This is a genomic window from Chlamydia buteonis (genome assembly GCF_900634605.1).
GTDB classification, from domain to species: Bacteria; Chlamydiota; Chlamydiia; order Chlamydiales; family Chlamydiaceae; genus Chlamydia; species Chlamydia buteonis.
The window spans coordinates 159,960-178,408 of record NZ_CAAAFM010000002.1; the positions used below are offsets into that span (position 1 = coordinate 159,960).

An 18,449-nucleotide genomic window follows, 5' to 3' on the forward strand; every position below is an offset into this window, starting at 1 on the left:
GGAGTATATTATAAATATGTGGCATTTATAATTATAATCTTGTTTTTTATTTAGTATGACATATGCAAGCTTCCAATCTTTTTGACTCTCTAACACTTCCAAAGGAAGAAATAGTTTGTCGATACATGCAAATAAAGAGACCAACAACATCTCGAATAATAATACTAATTATTTTGAGTCTTGTATTTATTATTTCAGGTCTTATTTTTTATCGATATTACCTTCATCTATAAATATCATTATCTCACTACTATGTAGAGGCATGGGCTGGTTTATTTTATCGCTTGTTACAGCTCAGGTTATCATTAAATATTCTCAACCTAAATACGATCATATTCCTTTTGGAGTTCGTTGTGTAATTAAATCAGAATTTCGTAAGGTATTTGTTGATTTAGTAACTACGCAAGACTTAAAACTTGCTAATTTTAGGGAGTTATTAATCTATATGCATGATTGTAGAGCATCTCATGACACATCAATTCGAAATAATCTATGTAAACTATCTCCTCAATTAAGGAAGATTTTTGACGATTTTGGTTTTGATAATTTAAACAGAGAAATTAACGGACAACACCTTTCAAGCTTAAATAACTTATTAATAGAAAATTTCCCTCTATATTGAATGAAGCGTTTTATATAGTTAAGAGAAAATTTAGAAAAATACAATCTCTGGTATTCTGGAATCTATTGGTTTTGTGAATTAGATTCAATACGTCCACCTATTACATCAGGAACTGAACAAACCACGATTTTCCTTCTTCAATCTTTTAGGGAGTGGTTCAAGAATTGAACGAATAAGAAGAATACTCTTGCCTAATGAATCACCTAGAAAATAATACTTAGGGCCTCTCCAAGAGGTAGCGGTTATAGCAGATAGATTATTAATTAGTGCTCAAAGAGACTATGGCAGATACGTGAGCGACAAGGAGAAGATGAGGGTGTTCTCTGAACTAGGTGTAGAATTTACAGAGGAGAGTATGAATAACCTTCTTTTTCGAATATGTTTACATGGCATGTCTTGGAAGCAACTATAACTTATTCGATCAACATCGCTTGCTTCTTGGCAGTTTTTATGTTGGGTAGACCGATCTGCTACTAATGGAGGTATGCGCATACTAGCAAGGTCTTTTTTAGGAGATTTGATTAATGAAAATAGTCTTAGGTATGAGTCTAATATTGCTTTAGCAACTTATTCTGAATGTAAAAATGTTCCCGATACAAAAGCCTGATAAATCAAAAAACAAGTCAAGCTTGGAAGACTATCCATTACTATTTTAATCACCGTATGAAATTTTATGAAAAATTAGAAGATATAGAAGAAGCTTATCTAAATAGGGATGATGAAGGTTATCATTAAACTTTTTTACAATTTTTAAAGACAAAAAAAATCCTCACCTGTTTCCAAGTGAGGATTTTTGTTAAGATCTCTAATATTGAATCTTATGAAGAAGCGTTCTCAACAGCAGGGGTTCCCTGAATTGATGGGGATCCTGCAGCGTCTGTGGAAACAGCAGCTTCTTCTCCTGCAAGCTCTTGTTCTTTGAGAGCAGATTGAATTAAGAATAATTTGTTTAGTTTGGTAGCAGAGACTAGCCATACTGCAATAATCACAAAGAGTGCTGCTGCTAGGTAAGGTGTCATAGCTCCAATGCTTCCGCAAACTACTAAGAGACCTTGTTGGATTAAAGAACCTCCGGATTTACCGAAACGCGCGGCAACTACGTCAATAGCAGCCTTTCCTTTAACTTTTTGTTCCTGGTCTAATGGAATGTAGGCCATTTCTTTAGTCGCATCAAAGAGAGCGTACTTGGTGGATTTAGATAGAATGTTTTGGACAGCACCAACCATAACGGCAAGCATTAATGGTGTGGTTCCAAACATCGCTACGATTCCAGAAGCTTGATCTCTAAAGATAACTAAAACAAAGAAAAAGACACCTGTTAACAATACCATAACTGGTGTAACAAGAGCTCCTGTTAACCAACCGAATTTACGGATAACGTTACCGCCGATAAACAACATAACGATTACGGAGACAACACCAGTCCAGAATGAGAAATTACCCATGAATTCGCTATACTCATTAGCATTCGGGTATTGCATTTTCAACTGGCTCTTCCAAGTCACTTCTACGAGGTTAATACAAATACCGTAGCAAATAACAAGGAGGGCTAATAACAACATGTAAGGAGATCTTGCGAGGTAAGCAAAGCTTTCTTTCATGGTCATTTTTGGCTTTGATTTCTTAGCTTTGTTTAACTCTTTAGGATCATAGAATCTAGGGTCGGTAAGAACATACTTATTCATCCACCAGTAGCATAGAATAATAATACCGCCGGAAATAACAACCATGCTCATTAATAGGTAAAGAGACAGACCCCAAGGATCCGTATTGCCTGTAGCACTAGCGCGGAGCTTAGAAGCCCAAATAATAGAACGGCCAGAAGCTAGTAAGGCTACGTTAGCGCCAACTCCAAATAAAGCGTAAAAACGCTTAGCTTCGCTGATTTTAGTAATTTCGTTAGCGAAACCCCAGAACATTAAAGAAAGCATAACGCTTCCCCATAGTTCAGAAAGCACATAAAATGCAGCAAAAGTCCAGTTTCTAAGCATTGCAACGCAGCCCATTAATCCTTGAGGAAGGATGGCCTGTAATTTATCAGCAAAATCCGTTGGATGTAAAATATGACGGAATGGGTAAATTACTGTAGGAAATAAAGCGAAAAATAGGAGAAATGGGGCAATAACTGTGTAAAAGAGGGCTGGCTTGCTTAAAATGTTGCTTAATTTGGCGTAGATAAGCATGAAGACAACAGCGCAAGGAACGACAAGCCATAGTTTGATGAAAGGTATAGCCTCTGCACCAGATCCGGGGGCCGTTACGATAAGAGTGTCTTTTGTATCACGCAATACGGTGTAGTTGAACGCAATACAGAAGAACATTAGGAACATTGGCAGTACCTTCTTTAGCTCATGCATGTGTATTGGCCAAAGAAAAGAACGCAATTTTCCAAAAGGTTTTTCCGCTGTTTGTGTCATATTTACCCTCTGAAATAGCTTAATTATTAATTTATAAGTTATTAATGGTTTAGTCTTTAAAACAATTAAAATTTAATATTTTTAGCCTTTTAGCATACCATTTTCTTTCTCTATTGACAAGAGAAAACAAGATAAGGAGCTTAAAGGATTTTTAGAGTACTCGAGAGACTAGAGCAAATCGGCTAAAATATTAACTTTATTTAGCCGATTATAAAGTCTTTTAAACAAAAGACTGAGAAGAATCTAGACTTGAAGAATTGGTTCTTACTGCCTCCACATAGGCGTTCCATAGCTCAACACTAACGATACCATTGCGGATAGAACGAATAAGCTCTCTTTTTAAAGAGGGGAGAGGTTTTTTTGGGCTAAATCGTGCTAAAAGATCTTTATCTCCTACTTGTCTCGCTAATTCTAAAACGCGTTCTATGTCAGTCTTGGTAAAATTAATAAAGTCTCTGCGCTTTTTAGAGCCTCTAGGAGCTCGAGGTTTTGGGTTAATGGCTCGTGGTGAATCAGATTCTAAAATAAATGTTTTTAGCATTTTTAGAAATTGCTCGGGGGCGGCGCTTTTCATTTTTTTTAATGTAAAATGGTGCATATAGCCACCACTTGGTCCTGGAAGATAGCGACATAAATCGTTTTCTTTATCCCCGCAGACCTTTCTAATAGCTTTTAAGATCAGTTTTTCTACTTCTTCATTTATATTCGACTGTTCTACGGCCATGAAACCCACCTTGATAACTTGCTAAATCTTCATAAAAATTAATCGATGTTTACTTTACAAATTTTATAAGAAAGAATTTGGCATACTTTCGATTTAACGTTTAGAAAAATAAAATTAAAGTTCTGTTTATTTAGAGACGTAATTTATCTTCGATTTTGCTTTTTTTCGCAATGTTATTTTCCTGGAAAAGATCGTTTTGTTTCATAAATAACTTTAAAAGAAACAATCATAAGGACAAGAAGTCTTTAGCTGTAACATTTACTTCCTATAATTAAAAGCCTTTTCATTCTCATGAAACATATTTTATTTCTTTTATAAAACCTCATAAGAGGAGAAGAATCATTTTTCTGATTTCTTTTCATTGTTCCTCTTATTAATTCTTCAGATTATTCTAAATAAATAACGAGATTTTTTTCCGCATTTTGTATACCTTATGGCTTTCATTGTTCTGACTTTGTTAAATTTTTGAAAATAATCTTCCGAAAAGGAGGGATATGTTGTTGTCACGTCTGATCAAAAGAGTAAAACTGTTAATCTGCTTAGTTTTAGTTTTTATTGTTTCCGGATGCTCTTCTTCTAAAGTGCGCAATGATGATAACAGAATTTACGTATTGTCTATGAATCGAATGATACATGATTGTGTAGCTAGAATTGTAGGAGATAAGCTTTGCCCCATTGTTTTAATTGATGGATCAATAGATCCCCATGCATATGAGATGGTTAAAGGTGACGAAGATAAAATGGCTATGAGCCGGATTATTTTCTGTAATGGCCTTGGATTAGAACATACAGCAAGCTTACGCAAACATCTGGAAGGAAATCCTAAGACTGTAAGTATTGGATCGCGCTTACTATCTAAAGGAGTATTCGCTCCTTTGGAAGAAGATGGTTTTTATGACCCTCATATTTGGACAGATATGAGCATTTGGGCAGAAGGAGCTAAAGAGGTGACCCGAGCTTTAATTAGTGAATTCCCGGAGTATGAACAAGAGTTTACTTCCAATTCTAAAGAGTTGGTAGAAGAAATGTTGGAGCTAGATTCTTGGGCTAAGCGTTGTTTATTGACAGTACCTGAAGAATCAAGATATTTAGTTTCTGGTCATAACGCATTCAGCTATTTTACAAGGCGTTACTTAGCAACACCAGAAGAAGTCGCAAATAATGTTTGGAGTAAGAGATGTATTTCTCCTGAAGGTATATCCCCTGAGGCTCAAATTAGCATTCGGGATATTATGCTCGTTGTAGATTATATTCATGAGCATAATGTTACTGTTATATTCCCTGAAGATACCTTGAATCAAGACGCACTTAAAAAAATCGCTTCGTCTTTGAAGAAGGGACATAACATCCGATTGGCGAGTCGTCCTTTATATAGTGATAATGTCAAACATAATTACTTGGATACTTTTAAGCACAATGTTTGCACAATTACTGAAGAGTTAGGAGGAACTGTTTCTTGAGTAGACAATATGAAATTGCTTGGTCAGTTCATAACCTATGTGTGAACTATGATCATTCAGATGTTTTATGCCACGTTTCCTTCTTGTTAAGGAAGGGAACATTGACAGCAGTTTTAGGACCTAATGGTGCTGGGAAGAGTACGCTTTTAAAAGCTTCTCTTGGATTAATCCGACCTTCCACCGGTCATACTTTGTTTTTTGGAAATAAGTTTAAAAAAGTACATCAACGTGTTGCTTATATGCCTCAAAGAGCAAGCGTGGATTGGGATTTTCCAATGACAGTTCTAGATCTAGTGCTTATGGGGTGCTATGGGTACAAAGGTATGTGGGGAAGAATTACAGCAGATGACCGTAAGGAAGCGTACAATATTTTAGAGAGGGTGGGTTTATCTGATTTAGCAAATCGGCAAATAGGGAAGCTTTCAGGAGGTCAGCAACAGAGAGCGTTCTTAGCTCGAGCTCTTATGCAAAAAGCAGATCTTTATCTTATGGATGAATTATTTTCTGCTATAGATATGGCTTCATATCAGACTGTAGTAGATGTTCTGCGAGAGCTGCAAGAGCAAGGACGCACGGTTGTTGTCGTTCACCATGATCTTAGTCATGTGCGTCAATTATTTGACCATATCATCTTGTTGAATAAACATCTTATTTGTTCCGGACCGGTTGAAGAATGTTTAACTAATAAAAACATTTTCCAAGCTTATGGTTGTGAGTTAGAACTATTGGATCGCACTCTTAAATTGTCTAGAGGGAAGCAACAAGGAACGTATTAGATGCTCAATTGCATTTTTATCGACTCTATTTTTTTATCAAGCTTTTTAGCGGTTACTTTAATTTGCATGACAACGGCTTTATGGGGGACTCTTTTGCTTATAGGTAGGCAGCCCCTTTTAAGTGAGAGTCTCTCTCATGCTTCTTATCCAGGATTACTTTTGGGGGCTTTATTAAGTTGCAAAGTCTCTTTTTTTACGGACTCTATACTGTTAGTTATTATTTTTGGCTGTCTTGCAGCTATTTCTGGTTATTGGATTATAGTATTTTTAGAAAAAACTCTCCGGGTGCATAAAGATGCTTCTTTATGTTTTGTTCTTGTTGTTTTTTTTGGCCTAGGCGTTATTTTGACAAGCTATGTGAAAGATTGCTGTCCTTTGTTATATAATCGTATTAATGCTTATTTATATGGTCAGGCAGCTACTTTAGGTTATGTAGAGGCTAAACTAGCAGCTTTTGTTTTTGTTCTATCTATAACGACGTTATGGTGGTGGTATCGTCAGATTATCGTTACCATTTTTGACAAAGATTACGCCTCTACTTGTGGTTTGAGTACGCGTGTTTCTGGAAGTGTTATTCTAATATTCATTTCTTTAGTTATTGTAAGCGGTGTGCGTTCCGTGGGTATCATATTGATTTCTTCCATGTTCGTAGCCCCTCCTCTAGCAGCTCGTCAATTGTCTGATAGATTAAGTATTATTTTTCTTCTTTCTTGTTTATTTGGGGGGATATGTGGTGCTCTTGGAAGTTACATTTCGGTAGCTTTCACTTGCTATGTTTCAGGACATGGAGGTGTGATTACTTTTCCTACAGGCCCTCTTGTTGTTGTTATATCAGGCTGTTTAACTTTTCTTTGTTTAATCCTCTCTCCTAAATCTGGGTGGGTAACGCGATACATACGTAGAAAACGCTTTGCATTTTCAAAGAACCAAGAGCATTTACTCAAAGTATTTTGGTACTTGTTAGAAGATCAGCTTATGGAAGTGGGGGCACGGGATTTTGTTTGTTCTCACAAATACCAAGAATATTTTGGCCCCAAGCCTTTCCCCAGGTTTAGAATGTGGTTGCTTGAATGTCAGGGTTTGGTAAAGTGTCAAGATTATCGTTGGAGTCTTAGTGGTAAGGGAAGGAGTAGAGCAAAAAAATTAGTGCGAGCTCACAGATTATGGGAATGCTATCTCGTACGCTCTTTAGAATTTAAAGAAGAAGAGGTGCATGGATTTGCAGAAGAAATGGAGCATGTCCTAACAGATGAATTGGATTATGCCATTACAGAAATATTGGATAACCCGCATTATGATCCCCACGATAAGTTAATTCCGGAAAAACCGCAGACTATGGAGGAACTATGATAGGAGCGTTTTCCCCATATCATGGGGTGTCTTTTGTGCAATTTCTCCAGGTCTTTTTTTCAAGAACTTTCTCTGGAGAACTATTTCGGGGCCATTTATTTATAGATGACATTCAGGTTATCATATTTTTAGCAATTGCTCTTTCAGGAGCATTTGTAGGTACCTTTTTGGTTTTGAAGAAAATGGCGATGTATGCCAATGCTGTTTCTCATACAGTATTATTTGGACTTGTGAGTATTTGTTTATTTACTCACCAGTTAACAGCATTGTCGTTAGGAACTCTTACCCTAGCTTCAGTTTCAACGGCTTTACTTACAGGTTTTCTTATTTATTTTATAAGAAATATTTTTCGTGTCTCAGAAGAAGCAAGTACCGCCTTGGTATTTTCTTTATTGTTTTCAATGAGTTTGCTTCTTTTAGTGTTTCTAACACGTAATGCTCACATAGGCACAGAACTTATTCTAGGTAATGCAGATTCTTTAACTCGAGGTGATATTTTCCCTGTATATACAATCCTTTGCATTAATCTGATTGTTTCTTTGGTTGGATTTCGTAGTTTCGTTTGTGTTTCTTTTGATTCTGTATTTTCCTTTTCTTTAGGGATTCCTGTGAAAATCATAGACTACTTGATTATTTTGCAATTGTCAGCGAGTTTGGTAGGAGCATTTAAAGCTGTTGGAGTTTTAATGGCTTTAGCATTTTTATTAATTCCAGGGCTCATAGCTAAAGTGTTTGTTGTTTCCGTACGTGGAATGCTTTTTTGGTCTTTGATTTTTGGAGCTTTGACTGCATTACTTGCTCCTGCTTGTTCTAGAGCAATTTTAACATCCTACGGTGTAGGATTGTCAACTTCTGGTATTTCAGTGTTTATACTAATGGCTTTCTACGTCGTCGTTTGTTTATTTCATTATGGCAAGAAGCTGGCTTATAAAAAGTTTTATTCAAAAGATAGTAAGAATACAGAATTGACAACTCTCTAACCTAAGAGTTATGATTTTTTTAATTTGTTAAGGTTACTATTTGAAACATTTAGCTATTTTTGGATCCACAGGAAGTGTGGGACAGCAGACTTTAGCAATCATTCGCTCGCTTCCTCATTTATTCAATGTGGTTGCGCTTGCTTCGTACGGTAATAATAGAGATCTATTTTTTGAACAAATTCGAGAATTTTCTCCTTCTATAGTTTCTGTATACGATGAACAGCTATATTTTGAAATTCGCAAGGAGTTCCCCAAAGTTCAAGCATTTTTTGGTGAGGAAGGATTGCTAGCTGCTGCTACAGCTAAAGAAATAGACACTATTGTTGCTGCATCCTCGGGGATAGTCGCTTTACCCGCAATTGTTGCCGCCATGAGGTCAGGGAAAACCCTAGCATTAGCAAATAAAGAAGTTTTGGTTTCTGCAGGAGAAGTAATCAACGAATTTGCTAAGCAATATCAAACTAGGATTTTGCCAATAGATAGTGAGCATAATGCTTTATATCAGTGTTTGGAAGGGAGAGATACCTCGGAAGTCAGAAAGTTATTTTTAACAGCTTCTGGAGGTCCTTTATTGTACAAATCTAAAGAAGAATTAACCCGTGTAACTATTCAGGATGTATTGAAGCATCCTATATGGAATATGGGAGCTAAGATTACCGTAGATTCTTCAACATTGGTAAATAAAGGCTTAGAAATAATAGAGGCGTATTGGTTATTTGGATTAGAACATGCAGAGATAGATGCTGTAATTCATCCTCAAAGTTTAATTCATGGTATGGTAGAGTTTGAAGACGGAACGGTGCTTTCTGTAATGAATCCTCCTAGTATGCTTTTCCCCATACAACATGTATTAACAACCCCGAAACGCTGTCCAGCACCTCATAAAGGAATGGATTTTTCTGTCAAACAAACATTAGAATTTTTTCCTATAGATGAGGAGCGTTTCCCAAGCATTGGTTTGGCGAGACAAGTATTAAAAGATAAAGGATCCTTAGGACCATTTTTTAACGCTGCTAATGAGATCTTAGTTCAAAGATTTTTGAAAAAAGAAATTGCTTGGTGCGATATTTTAGATAAGTTAACAAGACTTATGAAAAATCATAGGGTTTCTTCGTGCACCTCGTTAGATGATGTCTTTTCTGTTGATAAAGAAGCTCGAGCCCTTGCTCAAGAGATATAACCTGGTACGTATATGACAATAATATATTTCATTCTTGCAGCCCTTGCTTTGGGGGTTTTAGTATTGGTTCATGAATTAGGTCATTTACTGGCAGCCAAGTCTGTAGGCATGGCTGTGGAGAGTTTTAGTATTGGTTTTGGTCCAACTTTATATAAAAAGAAGATTGGCAATATAGAGTATCGTATAGGTATTTTCCCATTTGGGGGATATGTCCGAATCAAAGGCATGGACAAAAGAGAAAAAGGTGTGGATGTAGACCCTGACTTGGTTTATGACATACCTCAGGGTTTTTTCAGTAAGTCTCCATGGAAAAGAATCTTCGTCCTTGCTGCTGGTCCTATAGCTAATGTTTTATTAGCTTTTGTAGCTTTTGGTGCCTTATATATTTCTGGAGGGAGAAATAAAGCATACTCAGAGTATTCTCGTATTGTTGGTTGGGTAAATCCTATTTTAAAAGAGAAAGGTTTGGCTCTTGGTGATGAGATTCTTACGTGTAATGGTAAGCCTTATTACTCAGATAAAGATGCTATTACTTCAGCTTTATTAGACGGGCATTTGTCATTTACGGGAGTGCACCCTGGATATCTTTCGGAAACTTTTCATGATTTTGCTTTCAATACAGAATTCGATGTTAATAAAAATGGTATTCCTTTAGCAGGAGCTAGCTATCTTTTATACCGTCATCAGGAGCCTATTTCAAAGGAATCTCCTCTATATTCGGCGAATATGCTTCCAGGTGATCGCTTAGTATGGATGGATGGGGAAATATTGTTTTCCCCAATGCAAGTTTCACAGATGCTAAATGAGGCTTATGCTTTTGTTAAGGTTTCTCGTCACAATAAGGAATTTTCAGTACGTATTCCTAGAATATTAGTCAGTACACTGTACCTTTCTCCTTATGTAAGGAATGAACTTATCGATAATCAGTATGAAGCTGGGATTAAGGGTAAATGGTCTTCTTTATATACTTTACCATATGTGATTAATAGCTACGGCTATGTGGAAGGGGAATTACAACCCATCGACCCAGAATCTCCATTTCCTTCTATGAAAGAAAAACTGGAATTGGGAGATCGTATTCTTGCTATAGATGGTACTCCCGTTAGTGGAAGCACAGATATTTTACGTTTAGTTCAGAATCATAAGGTATCTATTATTGTTCAGAAAATGACTCCTGAGCAATTAGAGGATGTGGATTCTTCCCTTGCGGATAAGCGGTTTATTCATTCCTACAATGCTCAGGATTTATTAGCGATTATTAATTCTATAGGAAGCGCTCAAGAAGTACGTGAATCGGGACAATATCGGTTATTACCTCCAGTTCAGCCTAAGCCTTGGGTTAGCATTTATTCCGATGATCTTTTGAATAAGCGTCGTGAAATGGCGAAGAGATTCAAGAATCAAGATCAACAGCGTTACTATCTCGATAGAATAGAAATGGAAAAACAAAGGTTATCTTTAGGGATTCCTTTAAAGGATATGACTGTGAAGTATAATCCTAGGCCAGATGTCTTAATTGTGGATATTTCTAAGGATAGTTTGCGTACTATGAAAGCATTAGTTGTAGGCCGACTGAATCCTCAATGGTTATCAGGACCTGTAGGGATTGTTCATATGTTACATAAGGGGTGGTCGTTAGGAATTTCAGAAGCTTTGTTTTGGATAGGTCTAGTAAGTATCAACCTAGCTGTTTTGAATCTTCTTCCAATTCCTGTATTAGATGGAGGCTATATTGTACTTTGCCTATGGGAAATGATCACAAGACGGCGTTTGAGTATGAAACTTATTGAGAGGATGTTAATTCCATTTTCTTTATTATTAATAGCCTTCTTTATTTTTCTAACGTTTCAGGATTTGTTTCGCTTTTTTGCAGTGAGTTAGGTTTCCAGCTTTTTGGAAATCCATAAAGGTTATAAGGATGAGAGCCAAAACAATGGATAACATAAATATCTTTGTTTTTGCTTGTATTCAACCTAGAGCTTTTTTGTTTATCTTCCTTTACCTGGAGTTCTATTTCCTCTGGAACTTGTTCTATAGCTGCAGTTTTGCTTCCGTATTTTAGAAATTCTCTCATTAGGAAAATAGATTTCTTATTTGTGATGATATAGGTGTGATTGGTGTTAATTACATAGCCTTTATGTGGAGTGTCTAAGCGAGTCTCAACAGTGCACACTTTTCCGTCATTTTCGCATTCTAAACGGAAAGGAAGAAACTTACTGCGTTTATTCCCACTAAGTACAAGAACCTCTACAGTTGAAGGGAGCTTACCCACATCAAGCATTTTTCTTGGACAGTAGGTGAGTAACTGCCTACCTAATTTACCTCCAAAAATGAACTGTACAATTGCTAAGGATCTGTAACGTCTTGCTAATGTCGACCCGGCATTTGGAGGGGCCATCAGTATAGCTTTTCCACACTTTGCTTCTTGAGGGCAATCTGGTTTTGCCAGGGCTACTCGAACAATAACGCCTCCTATAGAATGTGTTACAAAGTTAATAGGGACTCCTGGCTTGAGTTCTGCAATCTTTTTAATTAGTTTAACCAGATGATCGGCATGTTTTTCTAGTGTAAATTTTCGAGTTTCATAGTTCCAGATGAATACGTCGTAATTCTCTTTTTCTAAGACATTACCAATAGGTTTTAATGACCTGTAAGATCTTAAAAATGCGTGAACGCAGATTACGGATTCTTTTTGTTGAGATGTTTCTCTTATTCCACCAATTCCTGAAGGAAGTGTTTGAATTATAGAGGTATCCGCTAAAATAGACGTTCCAGATATTAAAAATAGTAAAATTAATAATAATTTATTCATTTGCACACCGATATAATCATTTTAATAAGTTTTTTATTAAAAACCAGCGTGTTTAATTAAGTTTTTTAAAAAATGATCAAGACATTAATTATTAGTTAATAAAAAAATCACTGTTTAATAATTGCGTGCGAATGAATAGATATTTGTGCTTGATTAACTGAAAATATCCTATTAGTTTCAGATAATGTTTGATGAGGGAGGGTTGTTGAGGTTATTAGGGTTTGCCCGAGAGAGGATGTTAATCCTAATAACTGAGAGATTCTCTGATTATCCAATCCTGCATGAATATCATCCATACAGAATAAGGGATATACGTTGTGTATGCTTTTTATATATAGAGATTCTGCAAGTTTAAGAACAGCAAGTAGACTATGTTTTTGTCCTTCACTAGAAAATTGTGCTACAGGAAGATCATTAATCATTAAAGTAAAGTCTTCACGATGAGGGCCTACTGAAGTATTGCCTAATTCTAAATCACGATATAAAGAAGCTGTTAGTTGTTTATGGAGTTCATTTTTAACAGCTTCTTGAGAAATCTTACATTGTTTAATTAAAGAGCTTTTAAATTTTATAAGTAAACGTTCTGATAGAGAATTATTCCATAGTTTTTGAATGAATTGATTTAGTTGTGTGCAGCAAGTATATCGACTAAGGCATAGATAAGATCCTAGAGTGGCAAGTTGCTCATCCCAAACTGATAATGTAGAGGTTTGCTTAGTTTTAAGTAGGGTATTTCTTTGTAATAGAGCTCGGTGATAATAGGACAATGAGTGTTTATATTGTGGATCACACTGCGATAAAAGTAAGTTAAGAAATAATCTCCGATCTGAAGGAGCTCCAGCAATTAAGCAACGATCTTTTGAGGAAAATAGGACTATAGGTATCATGCCTATCAATTGTGATAGGGTTTTTATAGGAGATTGATCGCAAAGGATTTTTTTCCCGTGTTTGTCTACATAGGTAGAAAGCGTGTGGGGAACGCCATCTTTCTCGAAGGTCATTTCTAAAAAGAAATACGAAGAGCCAAAAAAAATGGCTTCTGTAAGATGAGAAGTGCGGAATGATCTACCTAGAGATAATACATAGAGAGCTTCAATAAGATTAGTCTTTCCCTGAGCATTTTCTCCAAAAATATAATTCACATTTGGGGATAAAGAAACCTCAGCTTCTTTATAGTTTCTAAAGTTCTTAAGGCGTAAGGAAAGAATATTCATTAATCATCATGCAATCTCATAGGCATAATAACAAATAGGCTACGTGTAGAATCTGTAATAATTCCAGGATTATAAGAGTCAGAAATACCTAGTCGAACTAACTCATCCTTACTATGTTTCAAAATATCAAGGAAGAAGAAAGGATTGAACGCGATTTCTAATAATTCTCCAGAATAGTTTACTGCCATGCTAACTTTGCCCTCGCCCACTTTTGTACAGTTTGCTGTTAGGGTGAGTTCTCCAGGAGTAAAAGTGAATTTCACAGAGTGTGAGGATTCGTTAGTAAATAGAGCTACTTGTTTTAATAGAGTGATAAGCTCTTCTCTGTGAAGATCTAGTAAAACACTACTTTCTGTGGAAATAACAGGAGAGAAGTCGGGAAACTCTCCAGCAAGTAATTTAGTAATTAGCAATGTATTGCCGCACTCGACAGCAATTTTTGCCTGGTCTAAGAAAATAGAAGCTTCAGAGTCTTCAGAACAGAGCTTAATGATTTCTTCAACAGCTTTAATAGGGATAATATAATCACCAGTAAAGCTTTTATCTAAAGAGACTTCGATGTCAGTTTTTGCTAGACGTTTCCCATCAGTGCCAACTACAGTAGCGGTACCGTTCGCAATAGTTAATAAAACCCCTGTAAGAACATAACGGCTTTCTTCTCGAGAAACAGCAAACGATGTGCGTTGTAACATTTCTTTTAGCTGTTCTGCAGGGAGAGTAAATCTTACGGAATTTTGGATGTCGGGAAGCATAGGAAAGTCCTCTTTCCCCATACTAAGTAAACGGAAACACGAAGAACCCGAGGTAATTTTTGCCATTTCTCCGGTGGTTGCCGAGATCTCGAGATTAGCCTCTGTTAACTCCTTCACTAATTGGAAAAATCTTTTAGAAGGAATAGAGATAGCCCCAGACTCATAAACTTTTGCTTGAGCAACACAACGAGTGCTTACTGTAAGATCTGTCGCGGTGAAAACAAGCTCGTCATTGCATGTTTCAATAAGCACGTGGGTGAGCACAGGGATAGGAGTGTTTTGAGGAACAACACTTTGGATTTTTTTTATAAGATTTCCTAACTCATTTCGGGATACGACGAACTTCATATTTTCCTACAACTGTAAGTCATTAAATCCAATCTAGCCCCCAGAGGATAGGGGACCCTCAGGATCTTATTGAGAGATCTTCCTGGGATAAAGCAGGATATTACTATAAAGTGATTTTATGGTCTTCTAGATATTTGCTAGGAATTTTCTAGGATAGGGACTTGTTAAGTTCAAGAAAGAAAATTGTTTTTTTTGTTATACTTTCCTCCAACTGTCTAGGTTGGGTAATGGTAAAATTATGGCCAGTAAGGAAATTGTTTCTAACCGCAAAGCCTTCCATAATTACGAGGTTTTGGAATCTTTACAAGCTGGGATTGTTCTTACCGGAACGGAAATAAAGTCGTTGCGTGATCACGGTGGAAATCTTGGTGATGCCTATGTGGCTATCTCTAAAGGTGAGGCGTGGTTATTGAATGCCAGCATCGCTCCATACCGTTTTGGGAATATCTATAATCATGAAGAACGAAGAAAGCGTAAGCTTCTTCTTCATAGATACGAGATTCACAAATTAGAAGTTAAGGTCGCTCAAAAAGGGGTAACAATTATTCCTCTTGGGATGTTTCTTTCTCGTGGTTACGTAAAAGTTCGTTTAGGTTGTTGCCGTGGTAAAAAATCTCATGATAAGCGACAAACAATCATAGGAAGAGAGAAACAAAGAGAAATAGAAGCCGCTATGAAGCGTTATCGTTAACAAAGGCTTGGATATTATTTTCTTCTGCCCAAGCTAAAGCTTCTTTTTTTGTTGCAAATGTCATCAGTACTGTGGCCATGGCATCAGCATAAGCACAACTAGGATGAATAACAGTAGCCGATATTATGGGGTAGTCATGTAGTTCTAGGGGCTTCCCTGTATGAGGATCTAGAATATGTGTATAAATTTTACCATTTACAGACCATTGCTGGTAGTAGTTTCCGCTTGTGGCTACAGCTGCATTATTGATTTCTATGATTTGTGGGGTTGCTGAAGACGCTATACGCCAAGGTCGTCCGGTTGGGTGGTTGCCAGAAATTTTGATTTCCCCTCCCCATTCTACATAGTTATTATTACAAAAACGTAGACAGATTTCTAGTAGACAATCAACGGCAAAACCTTTTACAGCGCCGCAAAGATCTAGTTGTACATTGGGATGTTTTTTGGTGATGGTTTTGTTGGTTAAGTCTAAAGTAATGTGTTTCCAACCGACATTTTTGTAGTAGGATTTCCAAGTTTGTTCGTTAGGAAGAGAGTGTTGTTTAAGATGAAGCAACCATAGATTTTTTAGCGGTCCAAGGGTGGGATCAAATCTTCCTCCGGATATGTGGTAAAATCTATCTATTTCTTTTAAGAATACGAACAATTCGTTAGACAGGGGAATTGCTACGCCGGCAGGAGACCGGTTGATTTTAGAAAGTTCTGACTCGCTATTCCAGTTATTATAGACAGTATCAATTACTTTAAAGACTGCATCGATTTCATTTTTTAATTCAGCAGTCTCTTGGCGTGTTAAGTGTTGTCCTACAATAATACGGTAAGGCATGGTCATTCTCTCCCCTTCAAAAGAGGTGAGAGGTGGCGAACATCCTTGAAAGACGTAAGATAAAAGAACTATGAGGAGAATTTTTGATAACTTTCCCATGTGTTTTTCATTAGCATAGCAACAGTCATTGGTCCCACGCCTCCGGGGACAGGAGAGATTGCCTTGCATTTTGTGACCACATTATTAAAATCGACATCTCCAACTAGTGTATAACCTCTATCATTATTTGCTGTGACTCGTGATGTCCCGACATCAATAATAACAGTATTTGAAGAGACCATACTTTCTTTAATGAATAGGGGAACGCCGACAGCAGCAATGACGATATCTGCTGTTTTTAAAATTTCTGTAAGGTTTTGCGATTGGCTATGAAGTAAAGTTACCGTGGCATTAGTCGAAGGATGTTTTTGCATTAACATAGCAGCAAGCGGCTTACCCACAATATTGCTTCTCCCAACAACGGCAACATGACGCCCAAGAAGAGGAATTTCATAATAGTGGAGCAGCTCAATAATTCCTGCAGGGGTACAAGGAGCGAATCCTCCAAGCTGTCCTAGTAGGAGTTTTCCCATATTTATAGGATGAAGGCCATCTACGTCTTTCTCCGGAGAAATTGCTTGAATAATGGCATTACTATCTAAATGTTTAGGTAAGGGTATCTGTACTAAGATACCATGAATCGTAGGATCATTGTTTAGTCTTTCAATAAGTTTAAGAATATCGGTTAAGGTGGCATCAGAAGGCAATCTATGTGCTTTAGACACCATGCCTAAATCTGTAGCCTTTTTCACTTTCATTCCGACGTAAACCTCAGATGCTGGATCATTACCTATCAGTACTACAGCGAGGCCTGGTGGGGTCGAACTATTGGAGATTTCTTGTTTGATTTTTTCTAAGACCCGCTCGGCAACGGGTGTACCTTTTAATAACATGAGCGACTCCTTAAGAAGCCTCTCATCTTAAGGATTCCTTGAGTTATTGTACATGGTAGTAGGTAAATTATTCCGCTATAGAGGAAATCTATAGTGAAGGCATATTTCACATCTAATAGAAGAGTGGAGAAGTTCCAAAGAATTTTATAGTTAAAGAAGGCGAGTGTCGGATAGGAAAAGCAAGAGAATGTCAAAGCGAACATAGAATTAATAATCGGTATCGATAACCACCTATCTTTCAGGAAGATCGTATGCATTTTATGAAGAAGAGAGGAGGTAATAACATATAAAAATGCATGAATTCCAAATAGATAAGAGGAACCTATGTCGCAAAACAGACCGATAATCAATGCGTGGATTAAGACCCTTTCTTTCGATAGTCTATAGAAATTCGCTACAAGATAGGGCGCAAAGAAAATAGGGCATAAGTGAGGGGTGTATTGAGGACATATAAAAAAACTCAATATAGAGAGGAGTAAACACTGAAGAGATATTAACCGGTCCATAAGTCGATATAGAGTGGGTTACTAACATTCATAACAAGATTCGAAATTGTTGGCTCTTACTTTCTTAAAATTTTCTTTATTATTCTTATTTGTTTTGCGAACGTCTTATTAATTAATATCTTTCGTTAATTTCAATTTAATTTATTTGTTTAATAAATTTTTTCTAAATAAAATTAATTTATAAGTAAGATTAGAAAATTATTATTTCTATGAGTGGGACAAAGAAGAAAAGAAACCGAAGAGATTTGTCTCGAGTGATTCAGAAAAAGACAGAGAAGCTTCTGAATAGACCTAAAAAATTGAAAGAAAAGAAATCCAAGTTCCTTATTTCCAAAGATCAAGAGCAGCTTCGTCATCGTGCAGAGGAGTATGATACTTTAGTGCGTTCCCTATTAGATAAGCAATCTCATGATTCTAATCATGTTTTAATTTTTAACTATCAGGATGGTTTCGTTTTTACTGATATTAATAATTTCGTAAGGTATTCAATAAAACTATAAGACTGGATATCAAAAGCTAATAAAAACTTGCAGAACGGGACAAACCCGTGATTAAGGACAGGGTGGCCTGGGCTAATTTGTGCGCTCCAGAAGCTGTAGCAATATTAAGATCTCCACAATCTTAATATTGCTAGACAGTTTGGTATTACTACCTTCCTGGAACGCTAGCGATGCACTTTCTTGCATCTACCCGCTCTTTTCCCTCTTCCTTATTCTTTAGGTTTTTTCGCAAGGTGGTGACACCTTGCGTTTTTTTTTCTTTTAATTTCTCCCTAAGTTCTTTTTTTTGAATTAATTATTTTTTATTTTAAAATTAAAGCATAACTAATGGGTGTTTTTTTTAAATTCTGAGAATAAAT

At 36.6% G+C, this 18,449-nt stretch carries 17 protein-coding genes and 1 pseudogene; 10 read left to right on the forward strand and 8 right to left on the reverse strand.

Annotated features, from left to right (window positions below; translation table 11 throughout):
* Positions 1–262 precede the first annotated feature (262 nt).
* Positions 263–622, forward strand: a complete 360-nt coding sequence (locus E1N70_RS05195; protein ID WP_244201109.1) for a DUF1389 domain-containing protein — start codon at positions 263–265, stop codon at positions 620–622.
* Between the two features lie 292 nt (positions 623–914).
* Positions 915–1,229 (forward strand): annotated as a pseudogene (locus E1N70_RS05200) (DUF1389 domain-containing protein).
* A gap of 211 nt (positions 1,230–1,440) precedes the next feature.
* Here E1N70_RS05200 and npt1 read toward each other — a convergent pair.
* Both npt1 and ddbA read right to left on the reverse strand, forming a co-directional pair.
* On the reverse strand, positions 1,441–3,039 hold the full coding sequence (gene npt1, locus E1N70_RS04180; protein WP_131744289.1) for an NTP/NDP exchange transporter Npt1: 1,599 nt from the start codon (positions 3,037–3,039) through the stop codon (positions 1,441–1,443).
* A 220-nt stretch (positions 3,040–3,259) separates the two neighbouring features.
* A complete protein-coding gene (gene ddbA / locus E1N70_RS04185; protein ID WP_131744290.1) occupies positions 3,260–3,763 on the reverse strand; it encodes a DNA binding protein DdbA in 504 nt (167 codons plus the stop codon).
* 494 nt (positions 3,764–4,257) lie between these two features.
* On the opposite strand from ddbA, the gene E1N70_RS04190 reads away from it, so the two are divergent.
* From E1N70_RS04190 to E1N70_RS04215, 6 genes are read left to right on the forward strand one after another with little or no spacing between them, the layout of a single operon-like run.
* Positions 4,258–5,223, forward strand: coding sequence for a metal ABC transporter solute-binding protein, Zn/Mn family (locus tag E1N70_RS04190; RefSeq protein WP_131744291.1), 966 nt, complete (start codon positions 4,258–4,260; stop codon positions 5,221–5,223).
* Positions 5,220–5,999: a metal ABC transporter ATP-binding protein gene (locus E1N70_RS04195; RefSeq protein WP_131744292.1), complete on the forward strand. Its 780-nt coding sequence runs from the start codon at positions 5,220–5,222 to the stop codon at positions 5,997–5,999. Before E1N70_RS04190 ends, E1N70_RS04195 begins: the two co-directional genes overlap by 4 nt.
* Complete coding sequence (locus tag E1N70_RS04200) at positions 6,000–7,349, forward strand: metal ABC transporter permease (RefSeq protein ID WP_131744293.1); 1,350 nt, start codon at positions 6,000–6,002, stop codon at positions 7,347–7,349.
* Positions 7,346–8,329, forward strand: coding sequence for a metal ABC transporter permease (locus tag E1N70_RS04205; protein ID WP_131744294.1), 984 nt, complete (start codon positions 7,346–7,348; stop codon positions 8,327–8,329). The genes E1N70_RS04200 and E1N70_RS04205 overlap by 4 nt, the downstream gene beginning before the upstream one ends.
* A gap of 40 nt (positions 8,330–8,369) precedes the next feature.
* A complete protein-coding gene (dxr, locus tag E1N70_RS04210; RefSeq protein WP_131744295.1) occupies positions 8,370–9,509 on the forward strand; it encodes a 1-deoxy-D-xylulose-5-phosphate reductoisomerase in 1,140 nt (379 codons plus the stop codon).
* A 12-nt stretch (positions 9,510–9,521) separates the two neighbouring features.
* A complete protein-coding gene (locus E1N70_RS04215) occupies positions 9,522–11,390 on the forward strand; it encodes a site-2 protease family protein (protein WP_131744296.1) in 1,869 nt (622 codons plus the stop codon).
* Here the strand turns inward: E1N70_RS04215 and E1N70_RS04220 are convergent.
* From E1N70_RS04220 to dnaN, 3 genes are all read right to left on the reverse strand, one after another.
* Positions 11,341–12,321: an esterase/lipase family protein gene (locus E1N70_RS04220; protein WP_131744297.1), complete on the reverse strand. Its 981-nt coding sequence runs from the start codon at positions 12,319–12,321 to the stop codon at positions 11,341–11,343. The genes E1N70_RS04215 and E1N70_RS04220 overlap by 50 nt on opposite strands.
* 107 nt (positions 12,322–12,428) lie before the next feature.
* Entirely contained in the window at positions 12,429–13,535 is a 1,107-nt protein-coding gene (gene recF / locus E1N70_RS04225) for a DNA replication/repair protein RecF (RefSeq protein WP_131744298.1), read from the reverse strand.
* The gene (dnaN, locus tag E1N70_RS04230; protein WP_131744299.1) at positions 13,535–14,635 is read right to left on the reverse strand and encodes a DNA polymerase III subunit beta; all 1,101 of its coding nucleotides are present in this window, start codon (positions 14,633–14,635) and stop codon (positions 13,535–13,537) included. The genes recF and dnaN overlap by 1 nt, the downstream gene beginning before the upstream one ends.
* 238 nt (positions 14,636–14,873) lie before the next feature.
* Here dnaN and smpB point away from each other — a divergent pair, with 238 nt between their 5' ends.
* The gene (smpB, locus tag E1N70_RS04235; protein ID WP_131744300.1) at positions 14,874–15,326 is read left to right on the forward strand and encodes an SsrA-binding protein SmpB; all 453 of its coding nucleotides are present in this window, start codon (positions 14,874–14,876) and stop codon (positions 15,324–15,326) included.
* On the opposite strand, the gene E1N70_RS04240 is transcribed toward smpB, so the two are convergent.
* The 3 genes from E1N70_RS04240 to mreD are packed head-to-tail and all read right to left on the reverse strand — an operon-like array spanning position 15,307 to position 17,590.
* A complete protein-coding gene (locus tag E1N70_RS04240) occupies positions 15,307–16,251 on the reverse strand; it encodes an FAD:protein FMN transferase (protein ID WP_131744301.1) in 945 nt (314 codons plus the stop codon). The two genes, smpB and E1N70_RS04240, sit on opposite strands and share 20 nt — an antisense overlap.
* The gene (folD, locus tag E1N70_RS04245; RefSeq protein WP_131744302.1) at positions 16,221–17,084 is read right to left on the reverse strand and encodes a bifunctional methylenetetrahydrofolate dehydrogenase/methenyltetrahydrofolate cyclohydrolase FolD; all 864 of its coding nucleotides are present in this window, start codon (positions 17,082–17,084) and stop codon (positions 16,221–16,223) included. Before folD ends, E1N70_RS04240 begins: the two co-directional genes overlap by 31 nt.
* Positions 17,075–17,590, reverse strand: a complete 516-nt coding sequence (gene mreD / locus E1N70_RS04250; protein WP_131744303.1) for a rod shape-determining protein MreD — start codon at positions 17,588–17,590, stop codon at positions 17,075–17,077. Before mreD ends, folD begins: the two co-directional genes overlap by 10 nt.
* A 209-nt stretch (positions 17,591–17,799) precedes the next feature.
* Here mreD and ltuB point away from each other — a divergent pair, with 209 nt between their 5' ends.
* Positions 17,800–18,090 (forward strand): late transcription unit protein LtuB, encoded by a 291-nt coding sequence (ltuB, locus tag E1N70_RS04255; protein ID WP_131744304.1) that lies wholly within the window; start codon positions 17,800–17,802, stop codon positions 18,088–18,090.
* Positions 18,091–18,449 lie beyond the last annotated feature (359 nt).

Coding starts and splice junctions, on each gene's coding strand:
- recF (WP_131744298.1), bottom strand. CDS start 13,535: ATGAATATTCTTTCCTTACGCCTTAAGAACTTTAGAAACTATAAAGAA.
- smpB (WP_131744300.1), top strand. CDS start 14,874: ATGGCCAGTAAGGAAATTGTTTCTAACCGCAAAGCCTTCCATAATTAC.
- ltuB (WP_131744304.1), top strand. CDS start 17,800: ATGAGTGGGACAAAGAAGAAAAGAAACCGAAGAGATTTGTCTCGAGTG.
- E1N70_RS05195 (WP_244201109.1), top strand. CDS start 263: ATGGGCTGGTTTATTTTATCGCTTGTTACAGCTCAGGTTATCATTAAA.
- E1N70_RS04215 (WP_131744296.1), top strand. CDS start 9,522: ATGACAATAATATATTTCATTCTTGCAGCCCTTGCTTTGGGGGTTTTA.
- E1N70_RS04205 (WP_131744294.1), top strand. CDS start 7,346: ATGATAGGAGCGTTTTCCCCATATCATGGGGTGTCTTTTGTGCAATTT.
- dnaN (WP_131744299.1), bottom strand. CDS start 14,635: ATGAAGTTCGTCGTATCCCGAAATGAGTTAGGAAATCTTATAAAAAAA.
- E1N70_RS04240 (WP_131744301.1), bottom strand. CDS start 16,251: ATGGGAAAGTTATCAAAAATTCTCCTCATAGTTCTTTTATCTTACGTC.
- npt1 (WP_131744289.1), bottom strand. CDS start 3,039: ATGACACAAACAGCGGAAAAACCTTTTGGAAAATTGCGTTCTTTTCTT.
- E1N70_RS04190 (WP_131744291.1), top strand. CDS start 4,258: ATGTTGTTGTCACGTCTGATCAAAAGAGTAAAACTGTTAATCTGCTTA.
- mreD (WP_131744303.1), bottom strand. CDS start 17,590: ATGGACCGGTTAATATCTCTTCAGTGTTTACTCCTCTCTATATTGAGT.
- ddbA (WP_131744290.1), bottom strand. CDS start 3,763: ATGGCCGTAGAACAGTCGAATATAAATGAAGAAGTAGAAAAACTGATC.
- folD (WP_131744302.1), bottom strand. CDS start 17,084: ATGTTATTAAAAGGTACACCCGTTGCCGAGCGGGTCTTAGAAAAAATC.
- E1N70_RS04200 (WP_131744293.1), top strand. CDS start 6,000: ATGCTCAATTGCATTTTTATCGACTCTATTTTTTTATCAAGCTTTTTA.
- E1N70_RS04220 (WP_131744297.1), bottom strand. CDS start 12,321: ATGAATAAATTATTATTAATTTTACTATTTTTAATATCTGGAACGTCT.